The sequence below is a fragment of the Aeromonas enteropelogenes genome, assembly GCF_020097295.1.
In the GTDB taxonomy this organism is placed as follows: Bacteria; Pseudomonadota; Gammaproteobacteria; order Enterobacterales; family Aeromonadaceae; genus Aeromonas; species Aeromonas enteropelogenes.
In genome coordinates this window covers 2,982,357-2,999,754 of record NZ_CP083625.1, presented here as the reverse complement: position 1 = coordinate 2,999,754, position 17,398 = coordinate 2,982,357, and the positions used below count along the sequence as shown (strand labels likewise).

17 protein-coding genes and 1 pseudogene are annotated in these 17,398 nt (G+C 51.7%); 5 read left to right on the top strand and 13 right to left on the bottom strand.

Going from position 1 to position 17,398, the window contains the following annotated elements; translation table 11 throughout:
• The first annotated feature begins 124 nt into the window (after window positions 1–124).
• From mtnN to pseC, 5 genes are all read left to right on the top strand, one after another.
• Complete coding sequence (mtnN, locus tag LA321_RS14100) at window positions 125–817, top strand: 5'-methylthioadenosine/S-adenosylhomocysteine nucleosidase (RefSeq protein WP_042028825.1); 693 nt, start codon at window positions 125–127, stop codon at window positions 815–817.
• Window positions 814–1,776, top strand: a complete 963-nt coding sequence (locus tag LA321_RS14095) for a cobalamin biosynthesis protein CobD/CbiB (protein WP_042071817.1) — start codon at window positions 814–816, stop codon at window positions 1,774–1,776. Before mtnN ends, LA321_RS14095 begins: the two co-directional genes overlap by 4 nt.
• The gene (locus LA321_RS14090) at window positions 1,769–2,605 is read left to right on the top strand and encodes a cobalamin-binding protein (RefSeq protein WP_042071819.1); all 837 of its coding nucleotides are present in this window, start codon (window positions 1,769–1,771) and stop codon (window positions 2,603–2,605) included. Before LA321_RS14095 ends, LA321_RS14090 begins: the two co-directional genes overlap by 8 nt.
• A gap of 149 nt (window positions 2,606–2,754) precedes the next feature.
• Window positions 2,755–3,759 carry a UDP-N-acetylglucosamine 4,6-dehydratase (inverting) gene (gene pseB, locus LA321_RS14085; protein WP_042071821.1) on the top strand — a complete coding sequence of 335 codons (1,005 nt, stop codon included), beginning with the start codon at window positions 2,755–2,757 and terminating at the stop codon, window positions 3,757–3,759.
• Entirely contained in the window at window positions 3,756–4,901 is a 1,146-nt protein-coding gene (gene pseC / locus LA321_RS14080; protein ID WP_042071823.1) for a UDP-4-amino-4,6-dideoxy-N-acetyl-beta-L-altrosamine transaminase, read from the top strand. Before pseB ends, pseC begins: the two co-directional genes overlap by 4 nt.
• Window positions 4,902–5,198: 297 nt before the next feature.
• On the opposite strand, the gene LA321_RS14075 is transcribed toward pseC, so the two are convergent.
• The 13 genes and pseudogenes from LA321_RS14075 to LA321_RS14020 form a co-directional block, all read right to left on the bottom strand.
• Window positions 5,199–5,612: a class I SAM-dependent methyltransferase gene (locus LA321_RS14075; protein WP_224212213.1), complete on the bottom strand. Its 414-nt coding sequence runs from the start codon at window positions 5,610–5,612 to the stop codon at window positions 5,199–5,201.
• Between the two features lie 383 nt (window positions 5,613–5,995).
• Window positions 5,996–6,298 carry a hypothetical protein gene (locus tag LA321_RS14070; protein ID WP_156141079.1) on the bottom strand — a complete coding sequence of 101 codons (303 nt, stop codon included), beginning with the start codon at window positions 6,296–6,298 and terminating at the stop codon, window positions 5,996–5,998.
• Window positions 6,299–6,301: 3 nt separating this feature from the next.
• Window positions 6,302–7,492, bottom strand: coding sequence for a glycosyltransferase family 2 protein (locus LA321_RS14065; RefSeq protein ID WP_082043414.1), 1,191 nt, complete (start codon window positions 7,490–7,492; stop codon window positions 6,302–6,304).
• A 52-nt stretch (window positions 7,493–7,544) separates the two neighbouring features.
• Entirely contained in the window at window positions 7,545–9,014 is a 1,470-nt protein-coding gene (locus LA321_RS14060) for a glycosyltransferase (protein ID WP_167335330.1), read from the bottom strand.
• A gap of 11 nt (window positions 9,015–9,025) precedes the next feature.
• The gene (locus LA321_RS20275) at window positions 9,026–9,949 is read right to left on the bottom strand and encodes a glycosyltransferase family 2 protein (protein ID WP_324606635.1); all 924 of its coding nucleotides are present in this window, start codon (window positions 9,947–9,949) and stop codon (window positions 9,026–9,028) included.
• Window positions 9,950–9,982: 33 nt separating this feature from the next.
• Window positions 9,983–11,125, bottom strand: a pseudogene (gene glf, locus LA321_RS20270) (UDP-galactopyranose mutase); the annotation flags it as partial.
• The gene (locus LA321_RS14050; RefSeq protein ID WP_042071857.1) at window positions 11,122–12,075 is read right to left on the bottom strand and encodes a glycosyltransferase family 2 protein; all 954 of its coding nucleotides are present in this window, start codon (window positions 12,073–12,075) and stop codon (window positions 11,122–11,124) included. The gene LA321_RS14050 and the pseudogene glf, both read right to left, overlap by 4 nt.
• Window positions 12,076–12,245: 170 nt before the next feature.
• Complete coding sequence (locus LA321_RS14045; protein ID WP_042071858.1) at window positions 12,246–13,445, bottom strand: acyl-CoA reductase; 1,200 nt, start codon at window positions 13,443–13,445, stop codon at window positions 12,246–12,248.
• Window positions 13,424–14,479 carry a LuxE/PaaK family acyltransferase gene (locus tag LA321_RS14040; protein WP_042025531.1) on the bottom strand — a complete coding sequence of 352 codons (1,056 nt, stop codon included), beginning with the start codon at window positions 14,477–14,479 and terminating at the stop codon, window positions 13,424–13,426. The genes LA321_RS14045 and LA321_RS14040 overlap by 22 nt, the downstream gene beginning before the upstream one ends.
• Window positions 14,476–15,834 carry an AMP-binding protein gene (locus LA321_RS14035; protein ID WP_082043417.1) on the bottom strand — a complete coding sequence of 453 codons (1,359 nt, stop codon included), beginning with the start codon at window positions 15,832–15,834 and terminating at the stop codon, window positions 14,476–14,478. Before LA321_RS14035 ends, LA321_RS14040 begins: the two co-directional genes overlap by 4 nt.
• A complete protein-coding gene (locus tag LA321_RS14030) occupies window positions 15,831–16,580 on the bottom strand; it encodes an SDR family oxidoreductase (RefSeq protein ID WP_042071861.1) in 750 nt (249 codons plus the stop codon). Before LA321_RS14030 ends, LA321_RS14035 begins: the two co-directional genes overlap by 4 nt.
• Window positions 16,580–16,813 (bottom strand): acyl carrier protein, encoded by a 234-nt coding sequence (locus LA321_RS14025; RefSeq protein WP_103261815.1) that lies wholly within the window; start codon window positions 16,811–16,813, stop codon window positions 16,580–16,582. Before LA321_RS14025 ends, LA321_RS14030 begins: the two co-directional genes overlap by 1 nt.
• A 4-nt stretch (window positions 16,814–16,817) precedes the next feature.
• Window positions 16,818–17,357, bottom strand: a complete 540-nt coding sequence (locus LA321_RS14020; protein WP_042071863.1) for a GNAT family N-acetyltransferase — start codon at window positions 17,355–17,357, stop codon at window positions 16,818–16,820.
• Between the last annotated feature and the right edge of the window lie 41 nt (window positions 17,358–17,398).

The following is a 17,398-nucleotide window of genomic DNA, read 5'->3' as shown; positions in this document are numbered from 1 at the left end:
TCACGTTGGGGCGCCTGGGTTGCTCCCTGGCATTTCTCTTCCAGCGCTCGGCGCCGTCTTCATCTTTTGTTATGATCTACAGCAACTTAAATACAGCCTGACGGCTATCAAGACGAGGTCAGTGATGAAAGTAGGTATTATCGGCGCCATGGAACAAGAAGTGGCCCTGCTGCGCAGCCAGCTGAGCAACGCCACCACCCTGCAACTGGGTGGCTGCGAGTTCTATCAGGGGATGCTGGCCGGCAAAGAGGTGATCCTGACCCGCTCCGGCATCGGCAAGGTCGCCGCCAGCGTGGCCACCAGCCTGCTGCTGGAAAAATTTGCCCCCGATTGCGTGATCAATACCGGCTCCGCGGGCGGTTTTGCCCAGGATCTGCATATCGGTGACGTGGTGATCGCCAGCGAAATGCGCTTCCATGACGTGGACGTGACCGCTTTCGGCTACGAGATGGGCCAGATGGCGCAGCAACCCGCCGCCTTCCCCTGCGACGAAAAGCTCATCACGGTGGCACGTGAGTGCATCGCCGAGCAGGGTAAGCACCAGACCAAGGTTGGCCTCATCTGCACCGGTGATCAGTTCATGTGCAAGCCACAGGCCATCGCCAAGGCACGCGCCGACTTCCCGCAAATGCTGGCGGTCGAGATGGAAGGGGCTGCCATCGGCCAGGTATGCCACATGTTCAAGGTGCCCTATCTGGTGGTGCGCGCCATGTCTGACATCGCGGGCAAGGAGCAGGTGGAATCCTTCGACGCCTTTATCGAGGTGGCTGGCAAGCACTCGGCCGAAGTGATCATCAAGATGCTCGGCAAGCTGTGATCCCAATCGAATCGCTCGAACCGATGGCCACCGATCTGCTTTCCACGACGGCGGCCATCATGTTGGGGGCCGCCTTGCTGGAGGCCCTCATTCCCCGCCCCGCCCACATCCGGCTCTCGGCCCTCACCCCGCTGCTCACTCGCCTTGGCCACAAGGTACACAGGGCGGACGGCTCGCCCAGGCAGCAGCTACAAGCCGGCGTGCTGGCGATGCTGGTGGTTTGGCTGCCCTGCGCAGCTGGCCTCTGGTCGGTGCGCAATCTGGCCCTGAGCGAACCTCTGTTCGATCTGCTGTTTCTGCTGCTGATGATTGAATCCCGTCCGCTGCGGGAGCTGGCGAGCGCCACCCGCACCCTTGCCTGCCAGGAGACGCTGCCACTGGCACGACTGCAGGCCGTGCCCTGGCTCAAGCGGGAGACAGGTAAACTCTCGGTCATGGGGATTGCCAAGGCTGTGAGCGAGAGCTGCGCCCTGCGCCTGGTGGGACAATGGGCCGGGCCCCTGCTGGGCTATGCGGTGGCTGGCGTACAGGGGGCCCTGCTCTGGCGACTGACCCAGCTGATGAGCCTGAGCTGGAGCATGAAGGATCCCGCATTCAGCCACTTTGGCCGCGCGGCGAGCGCCTTCTATCAGGCGCTCAATGCCCCGACTGTGCTGCTGCTTGGCTTGCCCCTGCTACTGACCCGTCTCAAGCGTGCGGGCTGGCTGCTACGCAGCGGTGTGCTCTGGCCCTATCCTGCCATAGGCATCCTGCTGGTACTGCTGGCGGACAAGTTTCAGACCCGGCTGGGGGGGCCACGCTACTACCAGGGCACCCTGCAACGCTGGCCCGTGCTGGGGCTCGGGCAGGATCCCGGCGCCGACATGGCCACGCGGGTGCTCAATGTCTTGCAAGGAACAGGCTGGGGATGGCTGCTGGTCGCCCTGGCGATGACACTGGTGGAACGCTGGCATGGTTAGACACACAGGTAAATGGATGGGATTGCTGGCAGGTTTGCCATTCATGGCGATGGCAGCGATCCCGGAGCGGGTGGTGAGCGTGGTCCCCCACCTCACCGAGCTTCTCTATGAGATAGGGGCCGGCGACAAGCTGGTGGCGGTCGATGATGCCTCCGACTATCCCCCCGAGGTGACAGACAAGCCCAAGGTGGCGAATTACCGCAGCATCAATGTGGAAGCGCTGCTGGCCCAGAAACCGGATCTCATCCTCGCCTGGCGATCCGCCCAGTCGCGCATGCTGGCACCGCTGGAAAAGCTCGGCATTCAGGTGTTCTACTCCGAGCCCACCGACTTTGATTCACTGGCTGGCGAGATGCGGGCCCTTGGCAAGATGCTGGGGGTTGAGCAACGCGCCAACGAGGCGGCCGATCGCTATCTGGCCAGGCTGGCGGCTCTCAGGCAGCGCTACGGCCAGCCGACCGGCGTCAAGGTGTTCTACCAGCTCTGGTACCCGCCGCTAACCAGTGCCAGTGACCGAGCCTGGCCCGCCCAAGCCATCGAGCTGTGTGGCGGCGTCAATGTGATGACCCATGCCAAGACCCCGTACCCCCAAGTCAGCCAGGAGCAGGTGATCAAGGCCAACCCTGGGCTGATCCTGGCGGGTAGTGACGATCCCGGCGCTCTGGCGCACTGGCAACAGTGGACCATGATAGACGCGGTCAAACAGGGACGATTGGCCCTCATCAACTCGGATGAGCTGCACCGCTTCACCCCGCGAGCCCTCAATGCCGTGGAGCAGATCTGCTCCACCATCTGGCAGAACCGGACTACGCCCGTTACGTCGCCTTAAGTCGTCATTACAATTAACTTTGAGAGTGATGACCTAAGTTCGCGTGTTAAAAGCGTTTTTGCGAATGGATCACACTCTTTGCATAAAAAGCTGGTACTTTATTTGCTAGCATATGATTCATCTACTGTTTTTCTGACGAGATGCCCGCAATGTTCAATGATAAAACGCTACTCATCACGGGTGGCACCGGCTCGTTTGGCAAGAAACTGGTCAAGACAGTACTGGAGCGTTACAAACCCAAACGCCTCATCATCTATTCCCGTGACGAGCTGAAACAGTTCGAGATGCAGCAGGTCTTCGATGCTCCCTGCATGCGTTATTTCATTGGCGATGTGCGGGATGCCAACCGCTTGACCATGGCGATGCGCGGGGTGGATTACGTAGTCCATGCCGCCGCCCTCAAGCAGGTTCCAGCCGCTGAATACAACCCCATGGAATGCATCAAGACAAATATTCACGGGGCCGAGAACGTCATCCAGGCCGCCTTGATCAATCAGGTGAAGAAGGTCATCGCGCTTTCCACCGACAAGGCCGCCAACCCGATCAACCTCTACGGAGCCACCAAGCTGGCCTCCGACAAGTTGTTCGTTGCTGCCAACAATATCGCGGGCCAGGATCCGACCCGTTTCTCTGTGGTGCGTTACGGCAATGTGGTCGGCTCCCGTGGTTCAGTCGTCCCCTTTTTCCAAAAGCAGATTGATCAGGGGGCTGACGCCCTGCCCATCACCCATGAGGAGATGACCCGCTTCTGGATCACCTTGCAGCAGGGGGTGGATTTTGTGCTGCGCAACTTCGAGCGGATGAAGGGGGGGGAAATTTTTGTTCCCAAGCTCCCTTCCGTTCGCATCACGGATCTCGCCCTTTCCATGGCACCCGAGCTGCCGCACAAGATTGTCGGCATCCGCCCTGGCGAAAAAATGCACGAAGTGATGTGCCCGGCTGACGACTCCTATCACACCTTTGAGTTCGACGACTTCTTCATCATCGGGCCGACCATCAACTTCAACAACCGCAACAACGACTTCTCGAAGACCGCCGCCGGCGAGAAGGGAAAGATGGTCGATTCGGGATTTGAGTACAACTCTCGCAACAATCCGGCCTTTCTGACCATAGAAGAGCTCAAGCAAATCAATCAGCAAGTGGTAATGGAATGATCCCGTACGGCAGACAATCGATCAGTGAAGCGGACATCGAGGCCGTGGTGGAGGTCCTGAGATCCGACTTTCTGACCCAGGGACCAGTAGTGCCTCGTTTCGAGCAAGCGGTTGCCGACTATTGCTGCGCCCGCTTCGGGGTTGCCGTCAACTCCGGCACCGCCGCCCTGCACATAGCCTGCCTGGCGCTGGGAGTGGGCCCAGGTGACTGGGTCTGGACCTCCCCCATCAGCTTCGTGGCCTCCGCCAACTGTGCCCTCTATTGCGGCGCCCGAGTCGATTTTGTTGATATCGAACCCGATACCGGCAATATGTGCGCCGTGGAGCTGGAGCGAAAACTGGTGGCTGCCAAGGCCGAAGGACGCCTACCCAAGGTGGTGATCCCGGTGCACTTCGCGGGCCTGCCCTGCGACATGAAAGAGATCCATCGGCTGGGGCAAGAGTATGGTTTTCGGATCATCGAAGATGCCTGCCACGCCCTCGGTGCCCGCTATCACGACGAGCCCACCGGCAACGGTCGCTACAGCGACATCACGGTCTTTAGCTTTCACCCGGTGAAGATCATCACCACGGGGGAAGGTGGCATGGCCATGACCAATGACCCCGCACTGGCCAAGACCATGCGCCTGCTGCGCAGCCACGGCATCACCCGCGAAGCGGAAGACTTTATCAACGAACCGGACGGCCCCTGGTACTACGAGCAACAGATGCTGGGCTTTAACTACCGCATGACCGATATCCAGGCCGCACTGGGGTTAAGCCAGATGCAGAATCTGGAGAATTGGATTCAAAAGCGCGGCAAGCTGGCCCGCCGCTACTTCGAAGCATTGGCGCCGGAGCTACTCCCTCGCTATTTCAGTGAAGAAAGGCGCAGTGCCTTTCATCTTTATGTACACCGCGTAGCCCCCGAGCAGCGCCTCCGTATCTTTGAGCAACTGCGGGCCCAAGGCATCGGTGCTAACGTGCACTATATGCCGATTTACAAACAGCCGTGGTATCAAAAATTAATTCAGATGCGCCAGCCAAATGCCGATCGGTTCTATACTGGAGCAATTACTTTGCCACTTTATCCAATTATTCGATATGATGCGCAATCAAAAATAATTACGATATTATTGAAGAATATTAAAGCTTATTTTTAATATTTCTTCAGGTACTACAATATAACGAATTAGTCAGAGTAATATATATTCAGCATCATGTTATTATGGGTCAAAAAACTTTATAATCTAACTATCCGTTCGTAACAAGAGGACATAAAATAAAAACACCGGTTTAAACCGGTGTTTGATGAACCAGTCACATATAATCTAGCTATCGTTTTTTTGCCACATAAATCAGAAATAGCCCTTCGGTGTCATTCTCTACATCCCCTATGATAGGATCATGCTGTGACCATACCTCTTCAACTGATAATCCTGCAGATTCGAGAGCCTCAGTCACTCATTATTAGTATAGTGTTTTATATGATAGGGGAAACGTTCAATGTTAAAAGGTAGTTTTTCTTGATTAGTAGTTGAGACAATAAAATACCTATCATTTTTTAGCAACCTGACAATATCAGGTAAAAATAATGATGTGGAGTCAATATATTCAAACGCCTCAAACGAGATGATTGCAGAATATTCCTCCTTCAAATCAGATATATTAGCAAGTTCAAGAACACTATAATTTATATTTATATTTATATTTATATTTATATTTATATTTATATTTATATTTATATTTATATTATTATAATGCTTATTTGCAAATATCTTAAATGGATTTACATTCCCAAAAAACTGTTTCTTTAAAGCGGTTAGTTTTTGATAGTCGGAGTCAGAAATCCATCCCAAATCATCAGTTGCCAACTCCCGATTGGCATTTATTCCTATTCTATCAAGATAGAAATATTTTTTGAGAAAAAAACCGCACTCTGCAGCGCAGCATAAAAAACTTCTTACCTATACTATGAATAAACTTTTTCACATCATCAAAGATGTACAAGTATATTCTATAATACGATTGATATCGCATTTTTTAAGATAGAATTAAGATAGAAAATTGATATTTTTGCCATGGATGAATAATTGCCACTGAAAATCCTTGACGCTTAATTTCAGATATTAAAGTTGACATCCAATAAGCACAGTGATCATTATAGTATGAGTCGATGATAACAACTTGAGGGATTGTATCTGATTTTTTAATGAATAGGCACTCCACTCTTCATAACTGCCATACCTATCAATACCTACATACGGAGAAAAATGTCAAACTTGCTATTTTTTATACTGCGGCAATCTTCATAAATACTTTTGGCTATTTCATATCGCATAGTAGAGCCAATAACAACTATGCTAGGGCCATAATATAAATCATGTTTAACGTCAGCGATAAAATCAGATGAGTTTTTATAAATTATTGATGGTGGAGCTACACCTTTTTCATTCATGAATCTGCAAATTTTTTTCTGCGCTTCTCCTTCTCCAATAATGCACCATTCATCAATGTCTAGCCGTTCCAAATCAGGTATTTCAAAGCTAATGTTAAGCATTTCTCAAATAACCTTTTTTGTCCGTGATTGCAGCCATTTTTCAACATCGTCAGAATACATATTGACACCATATTTAGAGAATGCAGCATCTGCTGAATTCTTAATCGTTTTAATATCGTATCTTACATTATTATATTCATTATCAGATGGTCGAGCATGATCATGGATCATATAAAAATCAGATATATTTGCAACCCTTACACCTCTTTTTAAGAGAGATATAGAAAACACTATATCTTCAAACCCAATGAACATATCTTCATCAAACATCCCATGAGAAATAAAAGAGTCAACATGATAAATTGCAGAACCACCAAATAGGAATGAACCAAAAACGATCTTTGAACTAATGGTGTTTTCCACAATTAATCTATGACACCCTCCAGGTGTAAATGGTGCAACGCTGACATCATCTCCATTAATGACAACATTTCCACCAAATGAATATATTGTATTTCCATCACTATTTAACAATGGTAAATTTATATATGGTGTTTGAAAGTCAACAATAGTCTGACAAATAGAATAAAGCGGATTATCGATAAAGAAAATGTCGTTATCAACGAAGAAAGCCCATTCTTTCGTAACATGTTTCAGAGCGCAGTTTCTACCTTTTGCAACACCATAATTCTCATTGTTTAAGATTATTTTGTGGTTTATGGTGAAATCGTCCAAGTAGCTCTGCAAATTAATTATTTCATCTTGTTTAGAGCCATTATCAAATAGAATTATTTCTCCAGAAAAGTCTGGCATTCTATCTTTTATTGACGTCAACAGTCTAACTGTCATATCAACTCGCCCGTAGGATAGAATCACAATGGCAAGATTTTCACCATTGATACCAGTTGGTCTATAGAACAGTCCACTACTATCTGAATGTGACATTATTTTCGATTGGTTAATCTTAACTATTGATCTGAGCAAAACTATTTTGTGAGTTGGCACATGCAAGTTCAGCAACTGTTCATATATTTCATTCTCGAAGGAGCTAGCAATTATTATAAGATCATAACTAAGATATATGATTTCTTCTGGTCTTCTTATTAGAGTACCGTCTAATTCATTTGAATCACAATGCACGTTGTTATCAATGAAGGATATGATATTAAATCTATCTACCAGTTCTTTCTTATTCAACTCATAGAGACTTCCTGTACCAAATACAAGGACATCTTTTTTATTTACCATATTCATGCGTTCACCGAGAACATTGATTTCGTGGATAAATTATAAATCTCTATACAAACTAATATACTGATTTATTTATAATCTCATTCCATTTTTCGACTTCATTTTGACCCGATAAAAAAATTTGCCCACAAACAGATTTAAACTGTAATACAGCCTGATGCATTGGGGAATTAAGAAAATATGTAAATGCACTCACCAATCCACTTTCACTATTATCACACAAATAACCATAACTGCCATGAGCCACCATGTCAGAGTTGCCTTCACAATCAGTGGCAATAATCGGTATGCCAAGGATTATGGCCTCGCCAATGGCAAGTGGATGTCCCTCACTAACTGAGGACGACACTAAACATTGAGCAGACCTGATATATGGATAAGGATTTTCTTTCTTCCCCAATAAAATTATATGTTCTTTCATTCCTAATGAAGATATCAAATCACCCAAAGCTGATTTCATGGGGCCATCCCCGATAATAACTAACTTGATATCTTCCAGACTATTTCTTTTAATCTTGGCAAAGGCACAAATTAACTTATCGAACCCTTTGACTGCAACCAATCGCCCAACTGCAACGATATATGGAGATGAGATTTGTGAATCATTCCCCATGTTGGACATGCGAGTAATAGTTTCAATATCAAAAATATTTCCTATGATGCTGGACTCACAACCTTGCCATCCGATTCTCTCATTAAAGCCATGCTTGACAGAACCAGATACAAAGATCATGTGGTCGATATTGGTATAAGCATCATATTCTGCTTTCAATGATGCATAATAAGGAGCACTGACATGATGAGAGCGTAGATTTGCATGTACGCAAGCGACTTTATAGATGCTATTTATTCCTGAAACAAGATAGGTAGAAAGCCCTTCAATATATGCAATAGCAACATCGTATTTATTTCGACCGAATAATCGGGAGCATATCTCCTTGACGGGAAAATGCATAAAAAAGCAACGAGAAAGTAGCCTGTTTTCGATAGATGAAAATATTTCTATTACTGGAACTAAATGACTAAGAACATTAAAGTATTCCCCCCCTCCTTCAATGACAATCACAAATACTTTTTCTTTATCTTCAAGCCTACGGCATAAATTTAATAATGCTCTCTCAGCCCCACCATTTCCTAAAGAGTTCATTACTATCAATTTTTTCTTTGTTAATGATAATAATGATATCCTATTTGTTGCTCGCATAAATTCGTCATGCGCAACTAAATAATGAGCCACACTCTCGCGAATCAAAAGATCATCATACACATTTACAATAACATTATCATCTATACCAAGAGAAATTAGTTTTTCCTTTATCTCCTCAAAATACATACTAGTGATAATAATAAGTTCGAAATTCAGATAAATAATATCCGAAGGAGATATAATCCTAACCCCATCATTCAATTTACCATGTTGTTTTATGTCATTATCTGAAATAGCAACTAGTTGATAGTTGGATTTTATAAACGGTGAGAATGCTCTAAACAAGCCACCAGCACCGAAGGCAATCACTTTCTTCATAATTATACCCATCAAGCTAATTGTGATTCAGCCAAAAATACAAAATCATTCCGATATGGCCCATGATTTTTATAAAGGTGGCGCGGTACCTTGTTTACCAAGCAAATTCTTAACCATCGCTCTTCAATTACGAAGAATTCATCTGGCTGCTTTAACTTTAACCTTATATCACTCAAAAGCGAGCCAGCAGCGAGTACTTCGGATGCCTCCATAACGGATAACTCAATGATCTTGCGCCATAATACAAGAGAGCTAATATTTCCACCAAGCTGATCGGCATATATTTGAGTAACTTTGGCAAATCCTGCTGATTGTATTTCTCGATATGTTTCACTTACCTGTTGGGGGTGTGTTCTATAGTAAACAAGTATGCATCTCAGGTTATGAAATTTCCATTTCTCATTAGCTGCTATTTTGCACCACAGGGCGACATCTTCGATATGAGGCCACTGGGCGTCATACTTATATTTATCAAATACTTTCTTTCTTATTAAAACAGAAGAATGTTGAAATCCCGAAGTCCTGAACATGAGCAGATTTTTTATGAAATTGTCATCCTGTCGATGATGCCACACTTCATTCTTCTCACCAAAAAGTTTGGCCCACCCACCTAATATATACACATCAGAATGATTGTTCATAAATTCAATTTGCTTTTCAAGTCTATTCGCAACAGAGATATCGTCAGCATCCATTCGCGCGATATATTTTCCTCGTGCGAGTTTTATCGCTTTATTCAGGCTATGTACCAAACCCGCATTGCTCTGACGATATAGCTTTATACGCGGATCTTGTCTCGAAAATACTTGTAGAATGTGATGTGTGTTGTCTGTTGAACCATCATCTATGATGATGAATTCAAAATTTTTAAACGTTTGTGACAGAATACTATTAACTGCCTCTGCAACAAAACTCTCACAATTATAAACAGGCATAACTACTGATATTAATGGTGCCCATAAGTTCTGATATCTATCAAAACACAACAGTGCATTATCTACCGCATCATCCATATCAAAATAGCGATATTCAGCAAGACGCCCAAGGGCGATCACCTGTGGAAATTTAGCCAACTCGTCACAACAAATTTGATAATGCTGTTTGGCCATGTCCGTAAAGAGTGGGTAATAAGGCTCCAGCCCCTGCATGGGTTCATAGTCACAGGGATATTCGTAAACAATGCTGGTACCGGGATGCTCCTGCCCGCTGAAATGCTTGAACTCGGTGATCCGCGTGAAGGCTTCTTCATTCGGGTAGTTGACCGTGGTAGCTGGCTGAAACTGTAACTGAAATAGATGACGGTGCTCAAAGCGCAGCGAACGATAAGGCAACGATCCAACCTGAGGACAGAGCTGATCAAGCATACCGGTGTAGATCAGCGGGCCGGAGAAGGGTTCACCATCAAGCAGAATTCGCTTTTCCTCCCAATCCAGCACCACTCGCTCATCCATCGCAACACCAAGCTGTAACTCGATACCAGGTTGCACCAACATGCGGCTGACCATGGCGGCATAGCCGTCCTTCGGTACCGCCTGGTAGGCGTCGGTGAAGTAGCGATCGTCCCGGCTCACCACCACGGGTACCCGCGCCGTCACCTCGGGGGAGATCTGCTCGGGCGGTACCCCCCACTGTTTGCTGGTGTAGTTGACAAAAGCCTTCTGATAGATGAAATCCGCCAATTCACCCAGCAGGGGATCCTGTTCCTTGCGCAGTTCGAGAATCGGCACTCTGGCGCCGTCCCCGAACCGAGTGCGCAGTACCTCAATCATGGCGCCAGCCTTGTCGGCGGGGAAGCAGCGTTCGATGCTGCTCAGGTTGAACGGGATCGGCACCAATTGCCCATCGATGCGTGACAACACACGATGCTCATAAGGCTGCCACTCGGTAAACTGTGACAGGTAATCCCAAACCGCCTTGTTGTCAGTATGGAAAAGGTGCGGACCATAGCGATGGATCAATACCCCATGCTCGTCATGCTCGTCGAAGCAGTTGCCTCCGATGTGGTCGCGCTGTTCCAGCACCAGCACCTTCCAGCCGAGCTGGCTGGCCATTCGCTCAGCCATGACGACACCGGATAGGCCGGCACCGATGACAATCGCCTGATAACTCATTGAGAAGCCCCGAAAAGCTGTTGCGTCACAATAGTGGGTTGAGCACGATTCTCCCAGGCCAATTGATGTCGCTCATCGAAGAACCAGTCATCCACCACGGATTCATTGATGAAGCGCTCGAAACGCGCCACATCGCCTTGCTTGAGAAAATAGAGTGCCGTCGCGAAACGGTAGTGCGCCTTGCCTGCCGCGATAACAGAATCGGCGATCCCGAATGGACGAGCGTTGTCACAGGCTTTGAGTTGATCAGCCAGTACCTGTTCCCGCCGCTCTGGCGAACGCTTGGTTTGTCCCCCAAAGCTATGGGTGTGGATCCGGTAACGTCCATAAACCTCCGGAATGCCATCGACGCTCCCCTTGCCATACAAGGCGTTGAGGATGTGCCACGGATGGTCGAGGATGATCTTGCAATCGGCATCCACCGCCTCCTGCAAGTAAGGATGGCGCCGAAAGGCGATCGAACTGGCATTGGGGAAACAGCCATAGCGGATCAAGTGTTCTGCACTGGCCTTGCGGGGAATATAAGCAGCATTGTAATAATCGCGGCTGTAATGGGCCGTAACCTCTTCTGTTTCGCTGTCAAATACCTCTGCCTCGTGATAACAGAGCGCACAGCCGGGATGGACATCCAGATAGTCGGCCAGTACCTGCAACTTGCCAGGCAGAGCAAGATCATCACCATCGACGTAGGCAATATATTCACCTCTCGCCTCGGCAAGCAGGCGTTTCTGGGTCTTGGCCAGCCCCATATTCTGCGGATTCTGCAATGCCCGCAGCTGCGGCCACCGGGCTGCCAGCCGCTGCATGATGGACCAGGAACCATCGCTCGAGCCGTCATCGATGGCGATCACTTCAAAATCGAAATTGGTTGTCTGCTCGAGCAGGCTGAGCAGGCAGGGTTCGATAAAGCGCTCCAAGTTGTAGACCGGCACCAATACGCTGAGTTTCATGACGAGATCCAGGAAAATGAGTAGAAAAGAAGCGAACGGGGGAAAATCGGCAAGGCTACCGCACGGTCTGTGTCAACCTTTCTCCCCCTTGATGGGAACTTTTACTGCAAAGCCTGTGCCAAATAAAGTTAATTCATTGAAATGTCTGGTTTTTTGTGAGATCGCAACCATTATTGCGCGTTTGTGTGCCCACGGCTGCACACTCGCAGCATATCGAGTCCATCCCAGTGCCATTCGAATGCCAGTGCCTGTCCTGGTGCCACGACCCTGTCGATGCGACAGGCTGTTGCTTCTACCAATGCGGCTTCGCATTGCGCTTTTTGTTCGCCCACCCAGACACAGGTTTGCATGTCCCAAGGCTGTTTCAGCAACTCAATCAGGTTATCGGCCACAAATTCGGCAACTGTACCTCCCCCGATATGAGGGAGCCGCAGCGAAGTGGCAGGAGTCAATAAGGTGACGCCCGGGAGTGTACTCAACTGCATCTCACCCGCCATGGCGGCATTTTGTTGACTGTTGATGAGGCGCTCCATGGCCAACGCGGGATCCTGGGCGAAGGGAGCAAACATCGCCTCCAGCACATGCCGGCGCAGGTCATTATCTGGCTCTTCCAGCCAGCAGAGGGTTGTCGGCGAAGCGCACGCCTGCTGATTGAAGCGGGTACAGTCCTGCTGCAAGGCCGACAGCACTTGCTGCAATCGTTCTGGCGCCAGCCCTGCCAGCCAACGACTGTCGAGCACCGCCATGGAACGGCGATCCGGAAACACCACTTCCTGGGCATCCGGGGAGAGCGGAATGGCTCGCACCCGGCGGATGGTTTCATCGCCACCCCAGATGATGCGCAGACGACAGCGATCCGACAGCCAGGCGGTGATCCCCTCGTCATGACCGTAACGCACGAAGCGGGTACGCTCGGCAACAGGGCGCCACCCGGGTTGTTGAAACAGCTCGTTCAGGATGGCCAGCATGGCCTCCTGCATCGGATCAATCCGTGATGAGAGACGCACCACCGAGCTGTTGCCCGTCAAGAGCGCCATCAACCAGGAGTAGAAGGCCACCGTCGGGACGTTGGAGGGCACCAGATGAAAAACCATACCAAGCGGCATGCGCCCCGCCATGCGCTTGCGCTGCTCATCAATATTCCTCGGGCGAAGCCAGAAACCCAGCGCGGCCAGATCGGGATAACGCCGCCCCTCCTGCTGCAAACGGGTCGACAGCGCCGCCACGAAATCGCAGATGACGGGGGCAAAGCAAGGCAAGGGTTGGGCAATAAAACCATGCCAATCCGTCAGAGGGGCCACGAAACTGACCTTGGGACCTCCCTGCCACTGCGAAGCCTGCGAAGGGGTTACTGGAAGGTGTCGCTGCATCCTCTCACCTCGGCGCCCGGCTGGCGCCCTGATACATGAAAATAACGGCCACGGCGGCCACAAGGGCAGTCATCCTCTCCCAGCAAGACGCCAAGATCTTCGGTCAACAGGCTGTGACCCGGATAACTGCCGGGAATGGCCGAGAGCACCTGCAACAGGCCCAGCCGGCCCATCCCCAGCGGTTGATGGGTCAGCGGATCACGCACCAGCAGATCGGCAAACACGGGGGCATGGAGATGACCCTGTTCACACTCGACGAAGACCGAGCCCACCTGCTCCACCATGCCGTAAAAATTGTGCACCCGACGCAAACCCAGTTGCTCGTGACAGCGCAGCTTGAAGGCCGGATTGTCCACCGCCAGATGCTGCAATTTCTTCCAGCCCCCACTGTGAAACAGGATGCCCTCGGCAAAGGGCAGCTGTATACCACGCTCGCGTAGCGGCTCCAGCAGGCACTGCCACACCATGAAGGTAAAGCCAAACAGTAACACGGGCTGACCGGCGTATTTGTCACAAAATGCCTCGATGACCGGCCAGTTGGGCCGCATCTGCTCATCAAGGGCATAGGTATGATCACGCCCGAGGAAGGAGAGCCCCAGGGCCCCCGCCCCGCGAGCCGAAAAACCGCTGCGATTCTGAATAAGCGCGGGTTGCTCCACCAGCAACATGGGCAGACGCTGCTTGCCGACAAACTCCTGCAGGATCTTCACCAGCACCTTGCTCTGCAGGGCGGCGGTCTCCCGATCCAGCACTATCCGCGACGGCGCCCCCGTGGTGCCCGATGAGGTCAGTACCTTGAACACCTCCTCCTCTGGCACGCTCTGCCATTTGGCCAGTTTGAACAGGCGCGCGGCGAGATAGGGTAGCTCAGCGCAAGACGTAGCTTGCCCCCAGCCAAAGGCCGACAAGATATTGGCGTAAGGGGGACAAGCTTGCTGATGCCGGGCAGTCAGCTCGTTGAGGCGCGCCAGCAACAGAGCCGACTTCTCCTGCTGGACAAGGTCGAAAACGGGGGACTCCAGCAACCTGTTCATGATGCCTCCAACAGGGTCAGCAGGGCCGGGTAATCAATCTTCATATTGCTGCGTCGTGGCAGCGGCTGCATGCGAATGCGAACGCAGGAGGGGGGTACCATCAACCAGCGGGCAACCTCGATCTGCAGCACATCGCATGCAACCTCTTCCCCTTCGATGGCTACCAGCAGGCGATCGTCGCGACCGGTCGCGGCGCAGGAGTGGCCCCGAGCCTGCAACCAGCTCTCCACCTCGGCCAGACTCACCCGTTTGCCAAAGAGCTTCAGGAAGCGATTAAGACGCCCGGTCAGGTAGAACCGTCCGGCCTCGTCGCAGCGGGCCAGATCGCCGGTAAAGAGCGCCTCCACTTCACGCCCGCGCGCCAGCTCAGCCCTGCCTTCGGCATAGCCAAGCATGACGTTGGGGCCTTCATAGACCAGCTCTCCCTCCCCTTCGGGCAGTCCCGGCTCGGGGCGCAAGGAGAGATGCCCTCCCGGTACGGCGCGGCCGATGGCATCCGGGGCAACCAGCACTTCGTCATGCCCCAACCAGGCGATGCGCGGCGCCGCCTCGGTCTGGCCATACATGACAAAAAAACGACGCCCCAGTGACGCAGCCTGATGGGCGAACTGGCTCGCCAAAGTCGGTTCGAGGCGTCCACCGGCTTGGGTCAGGGTCATGAGACTGGGGTAACGGCGCCAGTCAAAACGCAAACGACTCAGCATCTGGAAAGTAAAAGGCACCCCGGCCACGCTGGTGACCCGATGGGCATTGACCTCCTCCCAAAACTGGCGTTCGAGAGGGCTGGCCGCGCTCTGCACCAGCGAGGCTCCCACCAGCAGATGGCTGTTGAGCACCGACATGCCAAAGGAGTAGAAGAGCGGCAGGCTGGTGATCGCCCGCTCAGCTTTGTCCAGCGCCAGATACTCGGCGATGGCGGCGGCGTTGGCATTGAGGCTCGCCCGGGAGATCCGCACCCACTTGCTGGATCCCGTGCTACCTGAAGTGGGCAGCAGCAAGGCAAGCTCTGGATGCAAAGCGGGTGCCTCGCCAAGGTGCACAAGGCCGCCTTCCGACGTAACAACCAAGCTCGCGCCAAACCGTTCGCACAGGGCACGACGCGTCTCCTCGTCCTGGGCCGGATCGGCCAGCATGACTGCATGACCATCACGCAGGGCCAGCAGGTAGTGAAGCAGGTGACGAGTTGAGGTCACAAAGGGCAGATAGATCAGCTGACGCCCGCTCGGGTAGGCCTTGGCGAGCCGTGCTACCCGCTGCGCCAGCTCGCCGTAGCTGAGCCAGCCTTCATCGGGATCCCGCCAGGCAGGGGCGCTATTGCCCACCACCAGATGGGTTAGCAAGTCGGGCGCGCTCAAATCAGCATGCCTCCATCGACCCCGATCACCTGACCGGTGACATAACGGGACAGATCCGAGGCCAGGAACAGGGCCACGCTGGCGACCTCGTCCGGCGTGCCGATGCGCCCCATGGCGATGCTGGCTACCCGTTCGTCAAACTTGGCTGGCGGCAGAGAGCGCGCCATATCGGTATCGATGAAGCCGGGGGCGATGGCATTGACCCGGATCTGGCTCGCGGCCAGCTCTTTGGCCAGTGACTGGGTAATCCCGATCACCGCCGCCTTGCTGCCGGCATAGACGGCTTGGCCGGCATTGCCTACCCGGCCAATGATGGACGCCATGTTGATGATGCTGCCCCCACCGGAGCGTTGCATCAGGCGAGCCGCATACTGGCTGCAATAGAGAGTGCTGTAACTGTTGGTCGCGAAGGTGCGCTCTATCTGCTGCTGCTGGACCATGCCGAGCAACGCATCGTCCAGCACCCCTGCATTGTTGACCAGCACGTCCAGCTGGCGGGTCTGGCCAAAGAGTTGCTGGAAGGCCTGCTTAACCGCCTGCGGATCGGCCACATCGAAACAAAGTGGCCGGCAGGGCACGCCAAACTCGGCGCCGAGCACCTGCGCCATCCGGGTGATGGCCTCCTCATCGCGACCATTGAGCCACAACTCGGCGCCCTGGGCGGCAAACTGCCGGGCGATGGCGAGACCGATGCCGCGGCCTGCGCCGGTGATCAGTACCCGTTTACCCTGCAACAGGCCGGTCATCAGAGGGCGACGCCATATTTGGCCAGGATCTCCCGCGCCTTGGCGACCGAGCTCATGTCGATGATGTCATCGGTATCGAGCAGCACACCGTAGTGATCCTCCAGCTGGGCAATCAGGCCCATATGGGCGACGGAATCCCACTGGGGGATCCCCTGATAGCTGAGCGCATCGGAAACCTGTTCAAGCTCGATGCCCAGTGCATCGGAAAAAATCTGTTCTAGTTGCATCATCAATACCTTAATACCTTATAAAACGAGCGATCTTGGCGCGAGCGGCGAGATAAGCCTCCCGCTCGAGCACATACAAACCGAGGCCATCCTCCCGCGTCTCGTAAAGACGGTAGCCACACGCCTCGTGAAAGCGAGCAGAAGCCTGATTGCTGGCAAATATCTTGCCAAACAGCTGTGACAGACCCAGCCCTTCAAAAGCCAGATCATTGAGGGCGAAGGCAACGCAGAAGGGCACTATGTTGTTGCGATACTCATCGACATAGATATACATGCCCGGTTCACAATGCCGGGCGTCACGATTGACTTTGATAAGAGAAGCGACCCCGATGGGCTGATCTTTAAACCAGACCAGATAATAAAACTGATCCTGCGCGTGCTGCAGCCTGACAAACCACTGCTGCTGCATCTCCCTCGTGATATGGGTCTTGTCCAGCATCAGGTCGGCAATCTTGGGATCGTTGCGCCACTGGCGCACCATCTCGATATCATCCTGTGCCAGCGCCACCAGCTTGACCCCGTAGCGGGCAAACTCTTTCAAACCTGTCATATCACTGTCCATTTCACGGTGATTTTCAATTATCTCTTTTG